The sequence below is a fragment of the Pseudoxanthomonas sp. LjRoot143 genome (genome assembly GCF_964252945.1).
In the GTDB taxonomy this organism is placed as follows: domain Bacteria; phylum Pseudomonadota; class Gammaproteobacteria; order Xanthomonadales; family Xanthomonadaceae; genus Pseudoxanthomonas_A.
In genome coordinates this window covers 3640428-3660162 of the sequence record NZ_CAXUPM020000001.1, presented here as the reverse complement: position 1 = coordinate 3660162, position 19735 = coordinate 3640428, and the positions used below count along the sequence as shown (strand labels likewise).

At 66.2% G+C, this 19735-nt stretch carries 16 protein-coding genes; 2 read left to right on the top strand and 14 right to left on the bottom strand.

The annotated features are described in order from the left end of the window. Positions 1-9 precede the first annotated feature (9 nt). Positions 10-1389, bottom strand: coding sequence for a DcaP family trimeric outer membrane transporter (locus ACSQ1W_RS17700; RefSeq protein WP_436045066.1), 1380 nt, complete (start codon positions 1387-1389; stop codon positions 10-12). Positions 1390-1710: 321 nt separating this feature from the next. Between ACSQ1W_RS17700 and acs the strand changes: the two genes are divergently transcribed. Both acs and ACSQ1W_RS17690 read left to right on the top strand, forming a co-directional pair. Further along, positions 1711-3654: an acetate--CoA ligase gene (acs, locus tag ACSQ1W_RS17695; RefSeq protein ID WP_436045064.1), complete on the top strand. Its 1944-nt coding sequence runs from the start codon at positions 1711-1713 to the stop codon at positions 3652-3654. A gap of 118 nt (positions 3655-3772) precedes the next feature. After that, complete coding sequence (locus ACSQ1W_RS17690) at positions 3773-4441, top strand: response regulator transcription factor (RefSeq protein WP_192274472.1); 669 nt, start codon at positions 3773-3775, stop codon at positions 4439-4441. Between the two features lie 6 nt (positions 4442-4447). Here the strand turns inward: ACSQ1W_RS17690 and ACSQ1W_RS17685 are convergent, their stop codons facing one another. From ACSQ1W_RS17685 to ACSQ1W_RS17625, 13 genes are all read right to left on the bottom strand, one after another. Beyond that, on the bottom strand, positions 4448-4837 hold the full coding sequence (locus ACSQ1W_RS17685; RefSeq protein WP_436045061.1) for a Na+:solute symporter: 390 nt from the start codon (positions 4835-4837) through the stop codon (positions 4448-4450). A gap of 159 nt (positions 4838-4996) precedes the next feature. Beyond that, a complete protein-coding gene (locus ACSQ1W_RS17680) occupies positions 4997-5413 on the bottom strand; it encodes a nucleotide triphosphate diphosphatase NUDT15 (protein WP_436045059.1) in 417 nt (138 codons plus the stop codon). 456 nt (positions 5414-5869) lie between these two features. Beyond that, the gene (locus tag ACSQ1W_RS17675; protein WP_436045057.1) at positions 5870-6268 is read right to left on the bottom strand and encodes an Imm10 family immunity protein; all 399 of its coding nucleotides are present in this window, start codon (positions 6266-6268) and stop codon (positions 5870-5872) included. Positions 6269-7270: 1002 nt separating this feature from the next. Then, positions 7271-7816: a hypothetical protein gene (locus ACSQ1W_RS17670; protein WP_436045053.1), complete on the bottom strand. Its 546-nt coding sequence runs from the start codon at positions 7814-7816 to the stop codon at positions 7271-7273. 519 nt (positions 7817-8335) lie between these two features. Continuing rightward, the gene (locus ACSQ1W_RS17665; RefSeq protein WP_436045051.1) at positions 8336-8764 is read right to left on the bottom strand and encodes a hypothetical protein; all 429 of its coding nucleotides are present in this window, start codon (positions 8762-8764) and stop codon (positions 8336-8338) included. 90 nt (positions 8765-8854) lie between these two features. Then, entirely contained in the window at positions 8855-12322 is a 3468-nt protein-coding gene (locus tag ACSQ1W_RS17660; protein WP_436045049.1) for a hybrid sensor histidine kinase/response regulator, read from the bottom strand. Between the two features lie 63 nt (positions 12323-12385). Next, the gene (locus tag ACSQ1W_RS17655; RefSeq protein ID WP_436045047.1) at positions 12386-13780 is read right to left on the bottom strand and encodes an FAD/NAD(P)-binding protein; all 1395 of its coding nucleotides are present in this window, start codon (positions 13778-13780) and stop codon (positions 12386-12388) included. 49 nt (positions 13781-13829) lie between these two features. Next, on the bottom strand, positions 13830-15239 hold the full coding sequence (gene cls, locus ACSQ1W_RS17650; protein ID WP_436045045.1) for a cardiolipin synthase: 1410 nt from the start codon (positions 15237-15239) through the stop codon (positions 13830-13832). A gap of 115 nt (positions 15240-15354) precedes the next feature. After that, positions 15355-15519 (bottom strand): 50S ribosomal protein L33, encoded by a 165-nt coding sequence (gene rpmG, locus ACSQ1W_RS17645; RefSeq protein WP_027070918.1) that lies wholly within the window; start codon positions 15517-15519, stop codon positions 15355-15357. Positions 15520-15532: 13 nt separating this feature from the next. Beyond that, positions 15533-15769 carry a 50S ribosomal protein L28 gene (gene rpmB, locus ACSQ1W_RS17640; protein ID WP_192273867.1) on the bottom strand — a complete coding sequence of 79 codons (237 nt, stop codon included), beginning with the start codon at positions 15767-15769 and terminating at the stop codon, positions 15533-15535. A gap of 286 nt (positions 15770-16055) precedes the next feature. Continuing rightward, complete coding sequence (locus ACSQ1W_RS17635; RefSeq protein WP_436046241.1) at positions 16056-17795, bottom strand: DUF885 domain-containing protein; 1740 nt, start codon at positions 17793-17795, stop codon at positions 16056-16058. Between the two features lie 211 nt (positions 17796-18006). Further along, entirely contained in the window at positions 18007-18903 is an 897-nt protein-coding gene (locus ACSQ1W_RS17630; RefSeq protein WP_436045043.1) for a ParB/RepB/Spo0J family partition protein, read from the bottom strand. Next, on the bottom strand, positions 18903-19700 hold the full coding sequence (locus ACSQ1W_RS17625) for a ParA family protein (protein WP_192273860.1): 798 nt from the start codon (positions 19698-19700) through the stop codon (positions 18903-18905). The genes ACSQ1W_RS17630 and ACSQ1W_RS17625 overlap by 1 nt, the downstream gene beginning before the upstream one ends. Between the last annotated feature and the right edge of the window lie 35 nt (positions 19701-19735).

Sequence of the window (19735 nt, the reverse complement as noted above, 5' to 3'; positions counted from 1 at the left end):
GGATTCCCCTCAGAATGTGTATTTGACGGAGGTGTGCAGACGCTTCAGGTCGCCCTCGCGGTCGTCCTCAAGCGAACGCTGCCCGTAGATGAGCTCTGCGCCGATGTCCAGTTTCGGGAACGGCGAATAGATCACGTTGGCATGCATGGACTGCGTGCGCTCGGTCACTCCCCAGCCCGTGAGCGCGGTGTCGTTGTCGAAGTGCGAGGCGGAGTACATCAGGTTGGTGCGCACCTTCGGGCTGAAGACGTGGCGCCAGGCGACGAAGCCGCCGTAGCCGTCCAGCGCGTTGATGTCGCCGTTGGCTTCGGTCACCACGTCGCTGCCCACGCCGAAGGCGAGATAGCGGCCGATGCCCTGGCCGGCGTTCACCGCATAGCGGATGTCGTCGTTCTTGCCCAGGTTGAACTTGCCCGACACGCTGACGGAGGCGCCGGTGTCGGTTTCGTCCAGCAGCTTGAACTGGCGCACCATGCCGGCCACGGTGAAGTGACCCCAGTCGCCCTTGGTCAGCCAGCGCGCGGTGACGTCCGGCGCGGCGTTGTCCCCGCTGTTGAAGCGGGCGCCGGTGAGGTACGGGGTGACGGTGGTCTGCGGGTTCTCGATCGAGAACGACCACGGACCCATGGTGTAGCGCAACTGCGCCTGGCGCACGAAGATCGTGCCGTCGGTGGGACCGACGAAGTCCACGGCATCCGGCAGTGCCGCCGCGTCCATGAAGTTGGACCAGGTCTGGCCGGCCAGCCAGTTGTTCCAGCTGACATAGGCATGGCGCAGCGTGACGGCGTAGGTGTTCGTCGCGGTCTCGTTGCCGGCCAGCGCGTTGCTGCCGCCGCCGAAGAAGTCCATCTCGACGAAGCCCTTGAGCTTGTCGCCGCCTTCGGTCACGTGGTCCGCGCTCAGCCAGAAGCGCGAGAACTGCGCGTGGAAGTCGGCATAGGGATCGCCGCCGTCGGCGGTCGGGCCACCGACCGGGATGGTGCTGGGCACGTAGAACAGGCGGCCCGATGAACCGTCGGCGATGCGGCCATCGCTGGTGTCGGTGACCATCGCGTCCATCTTGATGAAGCCGCCGTAGGAGAACGTGCTCCCCGGATTGGAGGCGGTCAGGATGGTGGAGTTCTGGATCGGCTGCTTGGCGGCCGGTGCGGCGGGCTTGGCCGCCTGTGCGGCCTGCACCTGCGTCACCTGCTCCTGCGTGGTGGTGATCTGGGTCTGCTGTTGCTGCTGCGACGACAGCAGCAGCTGCACCTGCCGCTCCAGGTCGGCGACGCGGGCCTCCAGCGCCTTCTCCTTGGCGGTCTGTGCGAACGCCATCCCCGGCGCGATCAAGGCGACGAACAGCGCGGCAGCCAATGGCCGTCGCGCGAATGCGGAACGTTGGGTCATAACCCCTCCCGAAAGGTTGATGGCCGCGTTGCGCGGCTGGGAGGAGACTTGCGCCTGCGTACCGGCAGCGCCTATTCGCCATTAGTCGTAACGGCAGTGCAGCAAAAGCAAACCCCTACAAAAACAGGGGTGCGGCGTTCTGTCGCACTCCGCCACCCGCGTGCTTTAAGACCATTGTCTAAGCTGGATGCTGCAATGCCGCACGCCGGTATGCGTCAAACTCGATCCCCCGGATGCGCCGACACCGTCCTTGCGGACGCGCGTCTTCCGCCCTTCTTGCTTCAGAATCGACGCCTTACTTGAACGTCCCGGGAGGACCTCATGACTGACCTGTATCCGGTCAAGCCGGAATTCGCCGCCAAGACACGCATCACGCGCGAGCAGTACGCGCGCGACTACCAGGCATCGATCACCGATCCGGAGGCGTTCTGGGGCAAGGCGGCCGAGCGGTTGGACTGGTTCAAGAAGCCCACGCAGATCAAGGACGTCAACTACGCCCTCGACGACTTCCGCATCCGCTGGTTCGCGGATGGCGAACTCAATGCCAGCGTCAACTGCCTGGACCGCCAATTGGCCGATCGCGGCGACAAGGTCGCGCTGCTGTTCGAACCCGATGGTCCCGACACGCCGTCCTACGGCGTGACCTACCGCGAGTTGTACGAACGCACCTGCAAGCTGGCCAACGCGCTGCGCGCGCTGGGCGTGCAGAAGGGCGACCGCGTCACCATCTACCTGCCGATGATCCCGGACGCCGCCGTCGCCATGCTGGCCTGCGCGCGCATCGGCGCCATCCACTCGGTAGTGTTCGGCGGCTTCGCGCCCAACTCCATCGCCGACCGCGTGGCCGACTGCGCCAGCAAGCTGATCATCACCGCCGACGAAGGCCTGCGTGGCGGCAAGAAGGTGCCGCTGAAGGCGAACGTCGACGCCGCGCTGAAGCTGCCCGGCACCAACTCGGTCGAAACCGTGCTGGTCGTGCGCCACACCGGCGGCGCGGTCGACATGCAGATGCCGCGCGACCGCTGGTTCGACGCCGTGGTCGATGCGCAGCCGGCCGAGTGCGAGCCCGAGCGCATGAACGCCGAGGACCCGCTGTTCATCCTCTACACCTCCGGCTCGACCGGCAAGCCGAAGGGCGTGCTGCACACCACCGGCGGCTACCTGCTGTACGCGGCGTACACGCACGAAGCCGTGTTCGACCTGCGCGAGGATGACATCTACTGGTGCACCGCCGACGTGGGCTGGGTCACCGGCCACAGCTACATCGTCTACGGTCCGCTGGCCAACGGCGCCACCGCGGTGATGTTCGAGGGCGTGCCCAACTACCCGAACGTGTCGCGCTTCTGGGAAGTGATCGACAAGCACAAGGTCACCATCTTCTACACTGCGCCCACCGCCATCCGTGCACTGATGCGCGAAGGCGAGGCGCCGGTGAAGAAGACCTCGCGCGCCTCGCTGCGCCTGCTCGGCAGCGTCGGCGAACCGATCAATCCGGAAGCCTGGCGCTGGTACTACGACGTGGTCGGCGACGCGCGCTGCCCGATCGTCGACACCTGGTGGCAGACCGAGACCGGCGGCATCCTCATCACCCCGTTGGCCGGCGCCATCGACCTCAAGCCCGGCTCGGCTACGCTGCCGTTCTTCGGCGTGAAGCCGGCACTGGTGGATGCCAACGGCGAACAGCTCGACGGCGCCACCGAAGGCAACCTGGTGCTGCTGGATTCGTGGCCGGGCCAGATGCGCACCGTGTACGGCGACCACCAGCGCTTCATCGATACCTACTTCCGCACGTATCCCGGCACCTACTTCACTGGCGACGGCTGCCGTCGCGATGAGGACGGCTACTACTGGATCACCGGCCGCGTCGACGACGTCATCAACGTTTCGGGCCACCGTATCGGCACCGCCGAAGTGGAAAGCGCGCTGGTCGCGCATCCCAAGGTGGCCGAGGCGGCCGTGGTCGGCTTCCCGCACGACATCAAGGGCCAGGGCATCTACGCCTACGTCACGCTCAAGGCCGGTGAAGCGCAGAGCGACGAGTTGCTGAAGGAACTGGTGGCGTGGGTGCGCAAGGAGATCGGCCCCATCGCCACGCCCGACCACCTGCAGTGGGCGCCCGGCCTGCCGAAGACGCGCTCGGGCAAGATCATGCGCCGCATCCTGCGCAAGATCGCCGAGAACGCGCCCGAACAGCTCGGCGACACCTCCACGCTGGCGGACCCGTCGGTGGTGGAATCGCTGGTCGCCGAGCGCAAGGTCAAGTAAGCACCACGGGTCCTTCGCGGGGAGGCGGAGGACCAGGCACGGTGCGGGCGGATGATGCCCGCACCTGTGCAGCACGACCCCTACGGATTACCCTTCCCCCACGATGGACCGCAACGCCATGCCCACCCTGCTGATCGCCGACGACCACCCGCTGTTCCGCGAGGCGCTGCGCGGCGCCGTGCAACGGGTCATGCCGGGGGTGAAGCTGCACGAAGCCGACAGCGTCGATGCGCTGTACGTGCTGGTCGACGCGCATCCCGACGCCGACCTGTTGCTGATGGATCTCAACATGCCGGGGGCGCACGGCTTCAACGCACTGGTCCACCTGCGCGCGCTGCACCCGCAGCTGCCGGTGGTCATCGTGTCGGCACGCGAGGAGCCGGCCGTGATGCGCCGTGCACTGGACCACGGCGCACTGGGCTTCATTCCGAAGTCCGCGGATTCGGACACCATCGGCCAGGCCATCGGCGCGGTGCTCGACGGCGAGCGCTGGGTGCCCGACGAAGCGCACAACGCGCCGGCCACCAGCCGCGACGAACAGGAAACCGCGCAGCGCCTGCGCGACCTCACCCCGCAGCAGTTCAAGGTGCTGCAGATGCTCGGCGCCGGCCGCCTCAACAAGCAGATCGCCTACGACCTCGGCGTGTCCGAAGCCACCATCAAGGCCCACGTCACCGCCATCCTGCGCAAGCTGCACGTCACCAACCGCACCCAGGCCGTGCTCGCCGCCGGTCGCCTGGCGGTGGATCCCGACGGCATCATCCTGCCGCCGGAAGAGGGGGAGTAGGGCCGGCTACCGGCGCGCCACCGACAGTCCGAACAGCCGCATCACCGGTCCCGTCAGCAAGGCGCCGACAATGGCGCACGGCGTGCCCCACAGCAGCACCGCCACGTAGATCATCGACGCCCCGCCGCCCTGGTAAGGGCGCACGCAGTCGACGTAATAGGCGAACACCAGCCACGGCGCGAACAGCAGGCAGGCCCCGACCGCCCGTAGCGGATTGGCGGTGAACAGCGAAACCAGCGCGGGCAGCAGGGGCACCAGCAGGAACATGCCAAGCACCTGCAGGAACGTCAGCAGCGTGTGCTCGTAGCAGCCTACGCTGTTGAACGCCTGAAGCGCGATGATGCATGCGATGGCGGCGGCTCCAGCGATGAGGGCCTGCCTGCGCGGGATTTCCATGCACGATCTCCGGTGAAAATGGCCGATGGTCTGACGCCCGATCATGCGGAACGTCATGCAAAGACGACGTGTTCACGTGCGCTAGGATGAAGCCGCGTGCCATCCATCCTGCGTCTCAGGCAGGCCGACCCATGAGCCGAGATCGGCTTCGAAGCCTTGTCAGACTGCTCCGTCCGGCACGAACCCGGTCGCGCGAAGCGTGGCAAGAGGCTGGAACAAGGGATGTGGCAGCTCCGCCCAGCGGAACCAGTGCCAACCGGAACACTTGCCGGGCTCACACGCCATCGGATCACCGGCATCGCTTTGGGCAACGACAAACAAGGTGACGTAATGCTTGCCCTCCTGGGCGAATACGTCACTCGTGTAGGGAGCGGCGACGGCGTTCCTGATCTCCAGCCCGGTCTCTTCGCGGACTTCGCGTGCGGCACACGCTGCGGCGCTCTCACCGAACTCGAGATGACCGCCAGGAAGCGCCCACGTGCCAGCGCCGTGCGAGCCGATCCTCTGCCCGAGCAACACCAGTCCATCGCGCATGACGATCGCGCCAACGCCAACACGTATCTTTTCTGAGTTCATGGCGGAAGTTCTTTGGGACAAGATGTCGATCGAGTTTGCCCGAGCGGGTTCGGCTTGACTGAATTGTTAGGCCTCTCTACCCGGGAGGCCCTCCGCCACAAGCTTAAGTCTTGTGACCGCGTCAGTGGAGCCGAAGCGGCCTGCAGCGCGATAACTCTCCTGCGCTGCGTCTGTGTCCGAACAAACCTTGGCGAGAATGGCCTCCGCCACCGTTTGGTGGAGAGCGATACGTGAGGCGTACTTGGCTAGCACGGCTTGACCAGCCTGATCCGATTCATGACCGTCCAAGGCAAACGACCAGTAGAAGTCGTTGTACTCGGCTTGAAAGTCAGCGAATGAAAGGCGCCCAGAAGCACACGCATGAATCAGGTGATCGCAGCGGTCTAGCGCCCCAAGCAGATCCTTCTCCGCGGGGTAAGAATCCATGTCCTGAGAGGCCTAACGCCTTATGAATTGTTAGGCACTGGCCACAACTAGGCAGCCGCTGCCGACGAAAATGTTGCCGAGAGCCTCTCGCAGCATCAGGAACTCGCCGTGACTCAACTGAAAGGAAATGGACAGGTGCTCCATGCCATCCAGCTCCACAACTGCCTGTGGCTCAAATGAGACCTCAACCCCGTTTGGGCTAAGCAAGAAGCGCGAGATACCACCGTAACCGGACATGCCCTGGCCGCGCCACTCGACGTGATAGGTGTCCATGCTTAGGGCGATGTCCTGCTCATCATGCTCGAGGGCGCGCTGGAGCATTAGGTGGAAGCGCGTGTCGAACTTTTGATCGGCGAAACCCACGAGATGAAACTCGCCCTCAGACTGCTCCGTCACCACGCATTTTGCTTCGAACGCAAAGGTGCTCATTCCGGTGCCTAACGCCTGAATTAAGCCGACTTGGCCGCGCCAGCGGACAAGTTCGGCTTGAATGAATTGTTAGGCAACCGAGGCATTAAAGTGCGTCAACCAAATGTTGGCACCACTTATCAGACCTGTTTGCCAGATAGATTTGCCGAATCTTTGTAGGCTCGTCGTCAGTGAAGCGATAGGTCAGGCCATCTGCATTTCTCTGAAGATGAACAGCGCAAAACTTATCCCCGACTGGCATGGTACGAGTGTCCGAAGTCTTTACTACCGTGCTGCACACGGTGGATCCCGAGATCTCATTAGTTAGCTTTAATGCGAATTCCGGCCCGCCATTTGGGATGCGGCCGCAAGCATCTTCTGTTCCGTTCTCGTATCTCTCTCCGTAGCCAAAGCAGGTATTGCCGCCATCGTTTGAGCTGCACGAAACTCCAATGAAGTCCTGGTGAGAGAAGTCTCCAGCGGCTGTCGTACAAGACGCTACTGTGAGAGCTATCAACAAGATGCGGAAGTGTTTCATTGGTTGCCTAACGCCTGAATTAAGCCGAGCCGCGAAGCGGCTTCGGCTTGAATGAATTGTTAGCGGCCAGCAGCACGCTACTGCTGATGTCTCGGTACAACGTGGTACTCGCCGCCGGGAAAGCGGACAACCGTAACCAACTCTCCTGTGTCATAGGCCGGCACGTAGCACCCTGTTGTCGGGACGCTAATCGAGCGGCCTACTTTGCCTTTTACTGTCCTGGTGACCTCAAGGCGAAGTATGCGTGCCGGGTCACCGGGCCTTGGGTCACGGCCATGATCTGGCTCGGTTGAGACAACCTTAGCTTCGAGTACCAAGTCGGCGTTCTTTCTGATCGTTGGGCTGCTGACCAGGATCTGCTGGCACGCAGAGGCTGGAAAACTGAAGGCGCCCACTAGAAGGAGTCCAGTTATCAGGAACTTGATCATGGCCGCTAACGCCTGAATTAAGCCGACCCGCGAAGCGGGTTCGGCTTGGACGAATTGTTAGCTGACATCTGCGAAGCGATTGCTCAGCACATAGTGTGCGGTTTGGTGCGGATGGCGCGCTTCATGGTAGGCAAGGATCTCACTCGCCAAGCTCGGACTCTTGCGGCCGGGAAAAAAACGCTCATCGAACGCTTTGTCATCCTCGATTGCTTTCCGAAGTGACTCCGGATCAAAAAGGTGAGGATGCTCGCAACTCCCATCTGACGCTTCACGGCGAACGTACACCACTGCGTCCGGTTGTTGCCCTATGCCCTCAAGTATGAGTTGCAGCATGACACTCTCGACGATTACGGAGCCATTGCTTGCACGAACGTTGGCCACTGCGTCTGACAGTTCATCTAAAGCTAGCGCCTTTGGATAGGGTAAGCGGCCTTGGCGAACAAAATCATCGCCACTCAGCTTGGTGGCGTGTAGCTCCTTCGCTAAGACGGTAGCGAGCGTGGTCTTGCCGACCCGTTGCTCCCCATCAACGCCAAGCAGCCAGCCTTTCCTTCCAGCAAACCTCTTCTGAAGTTCGGCAATCAGTTCTTGTTCTGACTTCATTTGCGATGACCTCTCCATGTCAGCTAACGCCTAATAGACCCCAAACAGGGGTGATAACCCGGAGTATTCAGCTGGCACAGGCAGGGCGTCAATGCTGCGGGGACTTTCCAATCAGCAGCTTGCCGCTTGCTCGTCTGGGGGGGGGGGGCTTCGCGGCACCGGCGATATTCTGCGGAGATGCGGTGTCGGCTGGATTATCAGGGCGTACTTGGGGTGATAACGCGGTTCGCCGCCGGTCCCGGGAATGAGGAATGATCGCGGACGTTTATGTCTGGATCCCGGCCGTTCGAAGGGAGGATGGCAAGCCGGCCGTCAGCGCGGTTCCGCGCGGTCGTTCAGGCGCCGAGAGTGAGTGGGCTGCGGACGTCCGGTCAAGCGGGCTCGGTCAGGGCGCGGCCACTGTTGCGCCTTCAAGAAGGCACGTGGGAACGCGTGATTCACGGGCCCGGTGAACGGTCGATGCCCGTGCTTCGCGTGTACCGACATGGAGATCCCGTTGAGGCGGGAGGCATGCATCGACTAGGGATGACGGGACGGATCGAACGCGACCGGGATGCCGTTGAACAGGCCGTTGGCATCGTAGAGATAGAGATGGCCCATCAAGCGCTTCGAGTGCGAGGTGCTCCAGCCCGTCACCACGAGCCTGGCGTGGCCCGCGCCCAGCGGGAACGTGGCGATCATCAGGTCATCGTGGAGGCTGACGTCGGCGGGTGTCGCCACGAGCGTCTGGCGTTTTCCGCCGCCGAGCTCCCGGACGAGCGTGACCGTCCCGTCCTTCCGGATCTCAAGGCGATCCCTTGGCGGCGTGCTGAAAAGCCGCGCCAGCGACGCAAAAAAGCCCTGCGGTTCCGGACTGATCCATGCCCCGATCCTGTCGCGCGCATCGAGTGTCGCGGCGGATGCCAGGCAGGAGAGCGCATACAGCAGCAGGGCAAGAATGATCTTCATGGCGTCCGGCTTCCTCGCGTATGTCCATGTTGCAAAAGGAACACTGAAACGTAGGTCACCCATCCAGCGGGTGTGAGGGATGCTTCCCGCTCACTCTGTCGTGGGGGACGGCGCAGGCAGATGATGCGCCGCCAGGAACGCACGCAACGACGCAGGCTTCACCGGCTTGGTGAGCAGGCGGTAACCGCGTTCGCGGGCTTCGCGTTTCAGCTCGTCGCGTCCGTCGGCGGTGAGCAGGGCGCCGGCGATGGGGCCGGGGCTGGCCGCGCGCAGGGCGTCGAGCGTGGCCAGGCCGTCGAGCCGGTCATGCAGGTGGTAGTCGACCAGCATCACCGCCGGGCCTTCGGCGATCTTCTCCAGTGCCTCGTCCACCGTCGTGGCGGTGATGACGTCCACCTGCCAGCGACCGAGCAGCGCCTGCATGCCGTCGATGATCTCGCGGTCGTTGTCCACGCACAGCACGCGCAGGCCGGACAGCGAGTCGCTGGACAGCGTGCGGCGCGACGATGTGCGTCGTTCGCTGAGCGGGGCACCGCGCGGGACGACGATAGAGAACATGCTGCCCCGGTCCACCGTGCTGCGCGCGTCCAGCTCATGCTGCAGCAGGCGCGAGATGCGCTGGCAGATCGACAGGCCCAGGCCGAGACCGCGCTCGCCCCAGTCGAACGGCTGCTGGTAGCGGTGGAACTCGTTGTAGATCTGCCGCATGTGATTCTCGGGGATGCCGGGGCCGGTATCCCAGACCTGCAGCGCGATCCGCTCACCGTGCGCGCGCATGCCGATCACGATGCGGCCCTCGCGGGTGTAGCGCAGCGCGTTGGCGAGGAAGTTCTGCAGCACCCGGCGCAGCAGGCGTCGGTCGCTGCGCACCGGGATCGCGCGCGCGTGCACGTGCAGCTTCAGGCCGCGGCCGGCCGCCACGGGCGCGTACTGCGCGGCGAGCTCGCGCAGCAGTTCGCCCGCGTCGAAGTCGGTGATCTGCGTGTGCAGGCCGCCCGCGTCCAGGCGCGAGACGTCGAGCAAGCCATCCAGCAGTTCCTCTGCGGCGCGCAGCGAGGCATCGACGCGCTCGGCGAGATGCTTGCGTTCCTGTGCCTGCTCGTCCGCACCCTGTTCGCTGTCGCGCAGCGCACTGACGAACAGGCGGGCCGCGTTGAGCGGCTGCAGCACGTCGTGGCTGATCGCCGCCAGGAAGCGCGTGCGCGACTGTTGCGCGTGCTCGGCGGCCTCGCTGCGCTCGGCGACGCGCTGCTCCAGTGTCTCGTTGGTTTCCAGCAGTTGCGCTTCGGCGTGCTTGAAGTCGGTGATGTCGTTGTAGCTGGTGACGTAGCCGCCGCCCGGCAGCGGTTGGCCGCGCATCTCGATCACCTGACCGTCGGCGCGCACGCGCTCGAAGATATGCGGCGAGCCCGCGCGCATGTAGCGGATACGCTTGTTGATCTGCGCGTCGATGTCGCCGTCGCCGAGTTCGCCACGCTCGGCGTTGTAGCGGATCAGGTCGGCGACCGGGCGCCCCACGTACAGCATGCCGTCCGGATAGCCGAACATCTGCTGGTAGCGGCGGTTCCATGCCACCAGGCGCATGTCGGGGTCGACCACGCTGACGCCGGCGCTGATGTTCTCCAGCGTGGTCGACAGGATCTCGCGGTTGAAGCGCAGTTCCTGGCCGGCCTGGTCGAGCACCGCGACCACTTCGCCCAGTTCCATGCCCGAGCCGCGCAGCACGCTGGTCAGCACGATGCGCGCGGAAGCGGCACCGATCGCGGCGGCGAGCAGGCGCTCGGTGAACTGCACCCAGGCGCGGTCGGCCGGCGCATGGGGCTGGAATTCGCGTTCGAGCACCTGCGCCTGCTCGGCGAACGCGCGGCGCGCGTGCCGCTCGCCGACCACGCGCTCGGCCAGCGTGCGCAGGTCGCCGACGCGCACGCTGCCGGGCCACTCGCCCGCCACCAGTGCGGGACGTTGCGCGTACGGGTCGAGGAACGGCGCGGCACGCAGGCGTTCGTCGACGCCGGGGCGCGAGCGCGCCGACACGATCATCATCGCGCCCGTGTTGACCAGCAGCGACCAGAACGTGCCGTGCGTCAGCGTGTCCCAGCCGCTCAGGCCGAACAGCTGCTGCGGGCGCAGCCAGCGGATCCCGAACGGGCCGTCATGCAGCCACAGCAGGTCGAACCAGCCGGCCTGCGTCATCGTCGGCAGCAGCAGCGTGTAGATCCAGGTGGCGAAGCCGAGCACCATGCCGACCTCCACGCCGCGCCGGCTGGCACCGCGCCAGTACAGGCCGCCGATCAGGCCGGGCGCGAACTGCGCGACCGCGGCGAATGCCATCAGGCCGTACGACGCCAGCGTGCTGTCGTTGCTGCTGCTGCGGTAGTAGGAGTACGCCGTCAGCGCCAGCAGCAGGATCGCCACGCGACGGATCCACAGCACGCGCGAGGCGACGTCGGCTTCGGCATGGTGCTTGCCCCAGCCACGTCGCAGCAGCACCGGCATGATCAGGTCGTTGCTGACCATCGTGGCCAGCGCGATGCTCGCCACGATCACCATGCCGGTGGCGGCCGAGAAACCACCGACGTAGGCGATGATCGCCAGCGCAGTGCGCCCTTCCGCCAGCGGCAGCGCCAGCACGTAGCTGTCGTCGGCCACGCTGGTGCCGCCGAACAGCGATGCGCCCGCGGCCGCGACCGGTACCACCATCAGCGAGAACAGCGCCAGATAGCCGCCGAACAGCCAGCGCGCCTTGCGGATGTCGCCGACATCGCTGCATTCGACCACCGCCACGTGGAACTGGCGTGGCAGGCAGACGATGGCGAGGAAGCCCAGCAGGGTCTGCGCGATGAAGCCCACGGGGGGCGCGTTCTCGAACAGCGTGCGCGCCGAGTCGGTGACGCGGAAGGCGTTGTCGTCCAGCCACAGGTAGGCGAACACGCCCACGGCGATCATCGCCACCAGCTTGACCACCGATTCCAGCGAGATCGCCAGCATCATGCCGTGGTGGTGTTCGGTGGCATCGACCTGGCGGGTACCGAACAGCGCGGCGAACAGCGCCATCAGCAGCGCGACGTACAGCGCGGGATCGGTGAAGAAGCCGTGCGTGCTGTCGCCGCCGTCGCCGCTGAGCACGCTCAGGCTCATCGCCACCGCCTTGTACTGCAGCGCCAGGTATGGGACCACGCCGATCAGCGCGATCACCGTGACCAATGCCGCCAGCCGGCGCGAGCGGCCATAGCGGGAGGAGATGAAGTCGGCGATGGAGACGGTGTTCTCGCTGCGTGCGATCAGCGCCAGCCGCTCGATGATGCGCCAGCCGAACAGGAGCAACAGGACCGGGCCGAGGTAGATCGGCAGATAACCCAGGCCGTTGCGCACCGCGCTGCCGACCGCGCCGTAGAACGTCCACGACGAGCAGTACACCGCCAGCGCCAGGCTGTAGACCACCGGACGCAGCCAGGGGCGGTCGGGATACATCGGGCGGCGGTCGCCCCACCACGCCACGCCGAACAGCAGCGCGGCATAGCCGACCGACACCAACAGCAGGATCCAGCTGGAAACCAACGCCCTCTCCCGGCGCTCAGAACGCTGTCGAGTGTACCGGCTGCCGCGGGTCGCGGCGCCCGGTCAGGGCGTCGGGAACAGCAGCTCGTGCACGGCGGTCTCGGCCTGGCCGCGCAGTTCCGGGATGGCGATGCTTTCCCACACACAACCGATACGCAGGCTGCCGAGGATGAACACGCGCGGCTGCGCATTGCCGTCGGCATCGACCATGCGGCCATCGCGGGCCGCCTTCAGGCCGATACCGTGCGGCCCCGGTTGCGCATGACCCTTGCCGAGCAGGTCGTGCAGCAGCGGGTTGCGCATGGTCTGCGCGCGCATCTCCACGCCGGTGGCGTTGACCACATAGTCGACATCGAATTCGTCGGTGCGGCCGTCGCGGGTATGCGTGGTCACGCGCAGGCCACGGCCCTCGTTCATCACGGTGTCCAGGCGGCCGCGATGCAGGCGCAACTGGCCGCGGTCGAGCAGGGCCTGCAGCGTGGCGTGCACTTCCGGCGCGATGCGGTGGCGGTGCACATCCCACTGGCGCACCACATGGCGCAGGAAGCGGCGCTGATCAGGCAGCGACATCGATTGCCACAGCGTCTGCCCGTGCGGGCGGATGCGTTCCATCGCGGCCTGCCACGGCAGACCGTCGGCGACGGCCTGCTTCGCTGCGTTGCGCAGGAAGCGCATGCGCGCGCGCAGGTCCATCGTCTGCAGTGGTGCGGGATCGAACGTCGCGGCAGCGCCATGGCAGTGCGGCAACGGCAGCAGCGCATGCCGGGACAGCACGTGGATGGTGCCCGTGTGGCCGTTGTCGGCCAGGCTGAGCACGGTGTCGACCATGCTGAGGCCGGAGCCGATGATGCAGAGCTCGGCATCGGCCGGCATCGCCTTCACCGCATCGAAGTCCCACGCCGCCAGCGAACGGCCGTCCGGCAGCTGAGGTGCGCCGCGTGCGGGCAATGGCTTCGGCGTGTTGCCGACGGCCAGCACCACGCCGCGTGCATCCAGCGGACCGTGCGCGGTCAGGTGCAGCGTCGCGCCGTCATCGCGCGCGTCGAGTTCTGTGACGGTGTCGTGCACGACCTGCAGCGAGGCCGGGCTGGCGGCGATCGCCTCCTGCAGCCGGGTGCGTAGGTACTCGCCGTAGCGGCGGCGTTCGATGAAAGCGTGCGCCAGCGTCTCGCGGTCAGGACCGCCGGGCGGCGTGGTGGCGACGACGTAGTCGAGGAAATCCGCGGGGCGGTCGTCGAACGCGCTCATGCGACCGGCGGGGACGTTCAGCACGTGCTCGCCATAGGTCGTCGCATAGGCCACGCCCTGGGCCAGCACGTCGCGGGGTTCGATCATCACGATGCGCAGCGGCGTGGTGGCACGGCGCAGTGCCTGCATCGCCGCCAGGACGCCACCGGCACCACCGCCGATGATCGCAAGGTCGCAGGGCGGCAGGGGTGTGTCGGTCGCGGCAGTCATGCCGCCATTGTAGGCGAACGGGCGTCGCCGTCCCTGCGGCGCGATGCCGCTACATCACTGAGTCCGCCAGTCGCGCGACGCCCTCACGGCTGCGCTGCCAGCCCGGCCGTCGCCGCCACGTGTCGCGATCCACCCTGTCGGAGTGCGCCAGGTAGTCGCTCTCGATCGCGCGGATCCGCGCGACCACGTCGGTGTCGTAGCAGACCAGACCGATCTCCGCGTTGAGCGCGAACGAACGGATATCCAGGTTGATCGAGCCCACGAGGGCGATGTCGTCGTCCACCGTCAGGTGCTTGGCGTGCAGAAAGTGTGGCCGGTACAGCGCGATCTTCACGCCGCAGGCGAGCAGTTCCTCGTAGTACGACTGCTGCGCCCACGCGGTCAGCGCCTGGTTGTTGGTGGCTGACAGCACCAGCTGCACGTCGACGCCGGACAGTGCGGCGATCCGCAGCGCGCTGAGCGTGGCGTCGTCGGGTACGAAGTAAGGCGTGGTCAGCACGACCTGGCGGCGTGCGAGGTGGATCAGTGCATTGACGGTGTCGCGTGCGTTCTCGAACGGATAGGCCGGCCCGCTGGGCAGCAGCTGGGCGGCGACGTCCTGCGTCTGCACGCTGAGGTCGGGTTGCACGTCGAGGCGTTCGCCGGTTTCGATGTACCAGTCGCTGGCGAACACGCCCTCCAGGTGCGACACCACCGGTCCCTGCACGCGGGCCACCAGTTCGCGGTTCGGGTGACCGGGCACGAAGGTGGCGTTCGCGAGATTCTGCGAACCGACGAAACCGACGCGGTTGTCGATCACCGCCACCTTGCGATGGTTGCGCAGGTCCATGCGTCCGCTGCGTCGCCATTGCAGGCCTCCCGGCAGCATCGCGTGTACCTGCACGCCGGCTGCGCGCAGGCGGGAAGCATAGGCACGCAGACCGCGCTTGGCGCCGACCGCATCGAGCAGCAGGCGGCAGGTCACGCCCCGCGCGGTGGCGCGGCATAGGGCGGCGGTGACGGCTTCGCCTACCGCGTCGTCGAACATCAGGTAGTACAGCAGGTGCACTTGCTGCGTGGCCGCGTCGATATCGTCGAGCAGCACGCGCAGCGAGGCGTCGTAGTCGTCCAGCAGCGCGACCGCATTGCCGTGCGTGGGCATGAAGGCGCCCTGGCGTTCGATCAACGGGGCCATTTCGGCGGCGGCGCCATCGTGCGGGTTCCAGCGCAGCGCGCTGAGCGGACGCTGTTCCTCGCGGATCACGTCCGAGGCGCGCGCCTGCCGCTCGATGCGTTCGCGCGACAGCCACGGATGGCCGAGCAGCAGGTACAGCGGCAGGCCGAGCAGGGGCACGAAGCCGACCAGCAGCAGCCAGCTGCGCGCGGCGGCCGGCGTGGTGCGGCTGGGAATCCACCACAGCGCGGCCAGCCGGATCAGCCAGTCGACGATCAGCAGGGCGGTGCCGAAGGACCACTCCATGCGGCGCATCCGTCCAGGAAGGGGGTGCGGTGATTCTGGCGTCGCGGACGGGCAAAAGAAAACCCGCCGTGAGGCGGGTTTCCTGGAGGCGGTGGGCCGGGCTTTCGCCCAAGGCTCACTTGATCTTGCCTTCCTTGTAGATCACGTGCTTGCGCACGACCGGGTCGTACTTCTTGATTTCCATCTTGCCCGGGGTGTTCTTCTTGTTCTTGTCCGTCGTGTAGAAGTGGCCGGTGTTGGCCGAGGAGATCAGACGGATCTTGTCGCGCTTGGATGCCATGTGTAGTTACTCCTCAGACCTTTTCGCCGCGGGCGCGCAGCTCGGCCAGAACGGAATCGATGCCGTTCTTGTCGATGGTGCGCAGCGCGTGCGCGGAAACTTTCAGCTTGACCCAGCGGTTTTCGCTGGCGACCCAGAAGCGGCGCTCGTGCAGGTTGGGCAGGAAACGACGACGGGTCTTGTTGTTGGCGTGGCTGACGTTGTTACCCGTCATCACACGCTTGCCGGTCACTTGGCATACGCGGGACATACGCACCTCGATAGATAATTGTGTCGCCCATAGCCCGGGAGACGGCGGCCCGGCGGCGGCCTGCGAACAGGTCGGACACCACGCGATACGGTAGGTAAACCGCTGCGGACACAAGCCGGAATCGCGTTTCCGGCCGCAGATCCGGCAGGGCCGGACGCAGCGAGCCGCGCATTATGCCGAGGTTTTCCTTGTGCCGCAACCACTTACGGCCCGTTGGAGGGCCGTGGAAGCCTGTCGACGCTGCTGCGCGGGCCGGGTTATGTCTCCGGCCCGCCTGAGAACCCTGTCAGGGCGCGGCTGCCGCCGGCTTGGCCGGGCCGGCCTTGCTCTCGGCGATGAAGGCGCGGATCTGGCTTTCCAGCACCGGCAGGGTCACCGAGCCCTGCTTCAGCACGGCGTCGTGGAAGGCCTTCACGTCGAACTTGGCCCCCAGCGCCTGTTCGGCCTCGCCGCGCAGGCGGACGATGGCGATCTCGCCCAGCTTGTAGCTCAGCGCCTGCGCCGGCCAGGAGATGTAGCGGTCCACCTCGGTGGTGACCTCGTGCTCGGACAGGGCGGTGTGGTCGCGCAGGTAGGCCAGGGCCTGGTCGCGGGTCCAGCCCTTGTGGTGCACGCCGGTGTCGATGACCAGGCGGGTGGCGCGCCACATCTCGTAGGTCAGCCGGCCGAAGTCCTCGTAGGGCGTCTCGTAGATGCCCATCTCCTTGCCCAGCTTCTCGGTGTACAGCGCCCAGCCCTCGCCGTAGGCCGAGATGTAGTTGTCGCGGCGGAACGCGGGCTGCTCGCCCTGTTCCTGCGCCAGCGCGGCCTGCAGCGAATGGCCGGGCGAGGACTCGTGCAGGGTCAGCGCCGGCAGGTTGTACAGCGGACGCGACGGCAGGTCGTAGGTATTCAGCCAGTACGTGCCCAGGCCGCCGCGGCCGGCGGTCCAGAACGGTGCGATGTCGGCCGGCACCTCGACGATGGTAAAGCGTCCGCGCGGCAGCGTGCCGATGTACTTGCCGACTTCGCCATCGACGCGCTTGGAGATCCATGCGGCGCGGTCGAGCAGTTGCTGCGGCGTCTTGGCGTAGAACTGCGGATCGGTGCGCAGGAAGGTCAGGAATTCGGCGAACGAACCCTTGAAGCCGGTCTGCTTGATCACCTCCCGCATTTCGGCCTGGATGCGAGCGACTTCTTTCAGGCCGATCTGGTGGATCTGCTCGGCACTGAGGTCGAGCGTGGTGTATTCGCGGATCTGCTGCGCATAGAACGCCTTGCCGCCCGGCATCGCCTCCGCGGCCAGCGTGGTGCGTGCCTGCGGCACGTATTCGCTGCGGAAGAACGTCAGCAGCGTGCCGAACGCCGGCACCACTTGCTGGCTGATCGCCTCACGCACGTCTTTGCGCAGCGCTTCCTGCTCCGCGGCCGGGATACTGGCCGGCATCTTCTTGTACGGCGCGTAGAACGTGGACTGTTCCGGATCCTTCAGCTCCGCGACCGCGGCGATCGACACGTCGCGCCCGTCCAGCACCGCGCGCGGCACGGTGAAGCCGCGCTTCAGGCCGCTGCGCATGTTGGCGATGTGCTGGTCGAAGTAGCGCGGTACGTCGCGCAGGCGCGCGGCATAAGCACGATAGTCGTTCGCCGTTTTCATCGGGCGGCGCGCCATGAACGACAGGTTCGACCAGAACGAGGAGTCCGAATTGAACGGCATCTCGTACGCGCCCAGGCGCACTTCGTCGGCCAGGTTCTCCACCTGCGGGCGGTAGATCGCCAGGTTGATGCGATTCTCCGGCGACAGCGCCTTGGCATCGATGCCGTCGAGATCCTTCAACACCTGCTCCCACACCTTCAGCCGCGCCTGCTGCGCCTCGGCGCCGACGTCCGGCAGGCGGCGCTTGTCGCCGCTGGTGTCGGTGTCTTCGTCCGCCTGGCCGGTCTGTTCCTGTCGCCACTTCCATTCCTTCTCATACAAGGCCTGGAAGCGCTTGTCGGCATCGGAGGGAGCGAAGGCGAGCGCGTGCAGCGGGGCGCAGGCGAGCAGGAGGGCGGCAGTGCGGAGGTTCAAGGCGGAGATCCGGTGGAAGCGGAATCCGGATGGTAATGCAGGGGCACTGTGCCCGTCCGGGCGGCTACGCCCGCCTTTGTGGGAGCGACGTAAGTCGCGAGCTTTTCGCTTGGCGGTGAATCAGCCTCACCGCTATCGCGACTTACGTCGCTCCCACATCCCACATCCCCACAACAGCCTGCGCGGGTCAGGCCTTCGGGCGCAGGCGCTCGAGCACGCCGTCCAGCGTGTCCAGGTCGGTGTACTGGATGATCAGCTTGCCCTTGCCGCCGCGGCCATGCGCGATGGTCACGCGGGTGCCGAGGCTTTCGGACAGTTCGGTTTCCAGCGAGGCGATGTCGGGCTGCGGCGCGGCTTTCGCGGGCTTGGCCTTCTTGCCGGTGACCGGCACCTTGCCGGCGGCGAACTGCTGCGCGCGGTGTTCGACCTCGCGCACGGACCAGCCCTGTTCGGCGGCCTCGGAGGCCAGCTTGCTGGCGAGCTCCGGCGACAGCGTCAGCAGCGCGCGGGCATGACCCATCTCCAGCCGACGCGCTTCCAGCAGCGCGCGGATCGCCGGCGGCAGTTCCAGCAGGCGCAGCAGGTTGGAGACCGCGGCGCGCGAACGGCCGACGGCTTCGGCGGCTTCGGCGTGGGTCAGCGAGAATTCGTTGATCAGGCGCTGCAGCGACTGCGCTTCTTCCAGCGGGTTGAGGTCTTCGCGCTGGATGTTCTCGATCAGCGCCATCGCGATGACGGTGCGGTCGTCCAGTTCGCGCACGACCACCGGTACTTCGGCCAGGCCGGCTTCCTGCGAGGCGCGCCAGCGGCGTTCGCCGGCGACGATCTCGAACTTGCCCGGCGACAGCTCGCGCACGACGATCGGCTGGATCACGCCCTGCGCCTTGATCGATTCCGCCAGCTCGGTGAGCTTGGAGGCATCCATCTGCATGCGCGGCTGGTACTTGCCCGGTTGCAGCTGCTGCACCGGCAGCGTGCGCAGGGCTTCACCCGGCTGCGCTTCCGGCGGCGGCGTCTCGGCGGCTTTCGGGCCGAGCAGGGCTTCCAGTCCGCGACCCAGGCCGCGCTTCTTCGGGGCGCTCATCACGCGTGCTCCATGTGCTGCTGTTGCTTCTTGCGGTCGGCCGCGCGGCGCAGGATCTCGCCGGCCAGGCCCAGGTAGGCGACGCCTCCGCGCGAGGCGCGGTCGTAGCCCACGATGCTCTGGCCGTGGCTGGGCGCTTCGGCCACGCGCACGTTGCGCGGCACGATGGTGCGGAACACCTTGTCGCCGAAATGCGTGGTCAGTTCGCCGGAGACGGCATTGGCCAGATTGTTGCGGATGTCGAACATGGTGCGCAGCACGCCTTCGATCTCCAGGCCCGGATTGAGGCGCGCGCGCAGCGCGTCGATGGTTTCCATCAGCGCCGACAGGCCTTCCAGCGCGTAGTACTCGCACTGCATCGGCACCAGCACCGAGTCGGCGGCGGTCAGCGCGTTGAGCGTGAGCAGCGACAGCGCCGGCGGGCAGTCGATGATGATGAAGTCGTAGTCGCCGCGGATCGGCTGCAACGCGCTCTTCAGGCGCTGCTCGCGACCGTCGGATTCCATCAGCTGGATTTCCGCCGCGGTCAGGTCGATGTTGCCCGGCATCAGGTCGAAACCTTCGGCGGTGGTCACCACCGCGGCCTTCGCTTCCACCTCGCCCAGCAACACGTCGCAGGTCGAGGCCTCGACCTCGCGCTTGTCCACGCCGCTGCCCATCGTGGCATTGCCCTGCGCATCCAGATCGACCAGCAGCACGCGCTGTGGCGCGCGCGCCAGCGCGGCGGCCAGGTTGACGGCGGTGGTGGTCTTGCCGACTCCGCCTTTCTGGTTGGCGACGGCGATGATGCGGGCCATGCGAGGGCGCCTTATCGAATCCGGGGTGAGGGGGG

Bases quoted from the DNA above. Each gene is read 5' to 3' on its own strand.
- ACSQ1W_RS17630 (WP_436045043.1), bottom strand. From the start codon at position 18,903: ATGAGCGCCCCGAAGAAGCGCGGCCTGGGTCGCGGACTGGAAGCCCTG.
- ACSQ1W_RS17655 (WP_436045047.1), bottom strand. From the start codon at position 13,780: ATGACTGCCGCGACCGACACACCCCTGCCGCCCTGCGACCTTGCGATC.
- ACSQ1W_RS17675 (WP_436045057.1), bottom strand. From the start codon at position 6,268: ATGAGCACCTTTGCGTTCGAAGCAAAATGCGTGGTGACGGAGCAGTCT.
- acs (WP_436045064.1), top strand. From the start codon at position 1,711: ATGACTGACCTGTATCCGGTCAAGCCGGAATTCGCCGCCAAGACACGC.
- rpmG (WP_027070918.1), bottom strand. From the start codon at position 15,519: ATGGCATCCAAGCGCGACAAGATCCGTCTGATCTCCTCGGCCAACACC.
- ACSQ1W_RS17690 (WP_192274472.1), top strand. From the start codon at position 3,773: ATGCCCACCCTGCTGATCGCCGACGACCACCCGCTGTTCCGCGAGGCG.
- ACSQ1W_RS17685 (WP_436045061.1), bottom strand. From the start codon at position 4,837: ATGGAAATCCCGCGCAGGCAGGCCCTCATCGCTGGAGCCGCCGCCATC.
- ACSQ1W_RS17665 (WP_436045051.1), bottom strand. From the start codon at position 8,764: ATGAAGATCATTCTTGCCCTGCTGCTGTATGCGCTCTCCTGCCTGGCA.
- ACSQ1W_RS17700 (WP_436045066.1), bottom strand. From the start codon at position 1,389: ATGACCCAACGTTCCGCATTCGCGCGACGGCCATTGGCTGCCGCGCTG.
- ACSQ1W_RS17625 (WP_192273860.1), bottom strand. From the start codon at position 19,700: ATGGCCCGCATCATCGCCGTCGCCAACCAGAAAGGCGGAGTCGGCAAG.
- cls (WP_436045045.1), bottom strand. From the start codon at position 15,239: ATGGAGTGGTCCTTCGGCACCGCCCTGCTGATCGTCGACTGGCTGATC.
- ACSQ1W_RS17670 (WP_436045053.1), bottom strand. From the start codon at position 7,816: ATGAAGTCAGAACAAGAACTGATTGCCGAACTTCAGAAGAGGTTTGCT.
- ACSQ1W_RS17680 (WP_436045059.1), bottom strand. From the start codon at position 5,413: ATGAACTCAGAAAAGATACGTGTTGGCGTTGGCGCGATCGTCATGCGC.
- rpmB (WP_192273867.1), bottom strand. From the start codon at position 15,769: ATGTCCCGCGTATGCCAAGTGACCGGCAAGCGTGTGATGACGGGTAAC.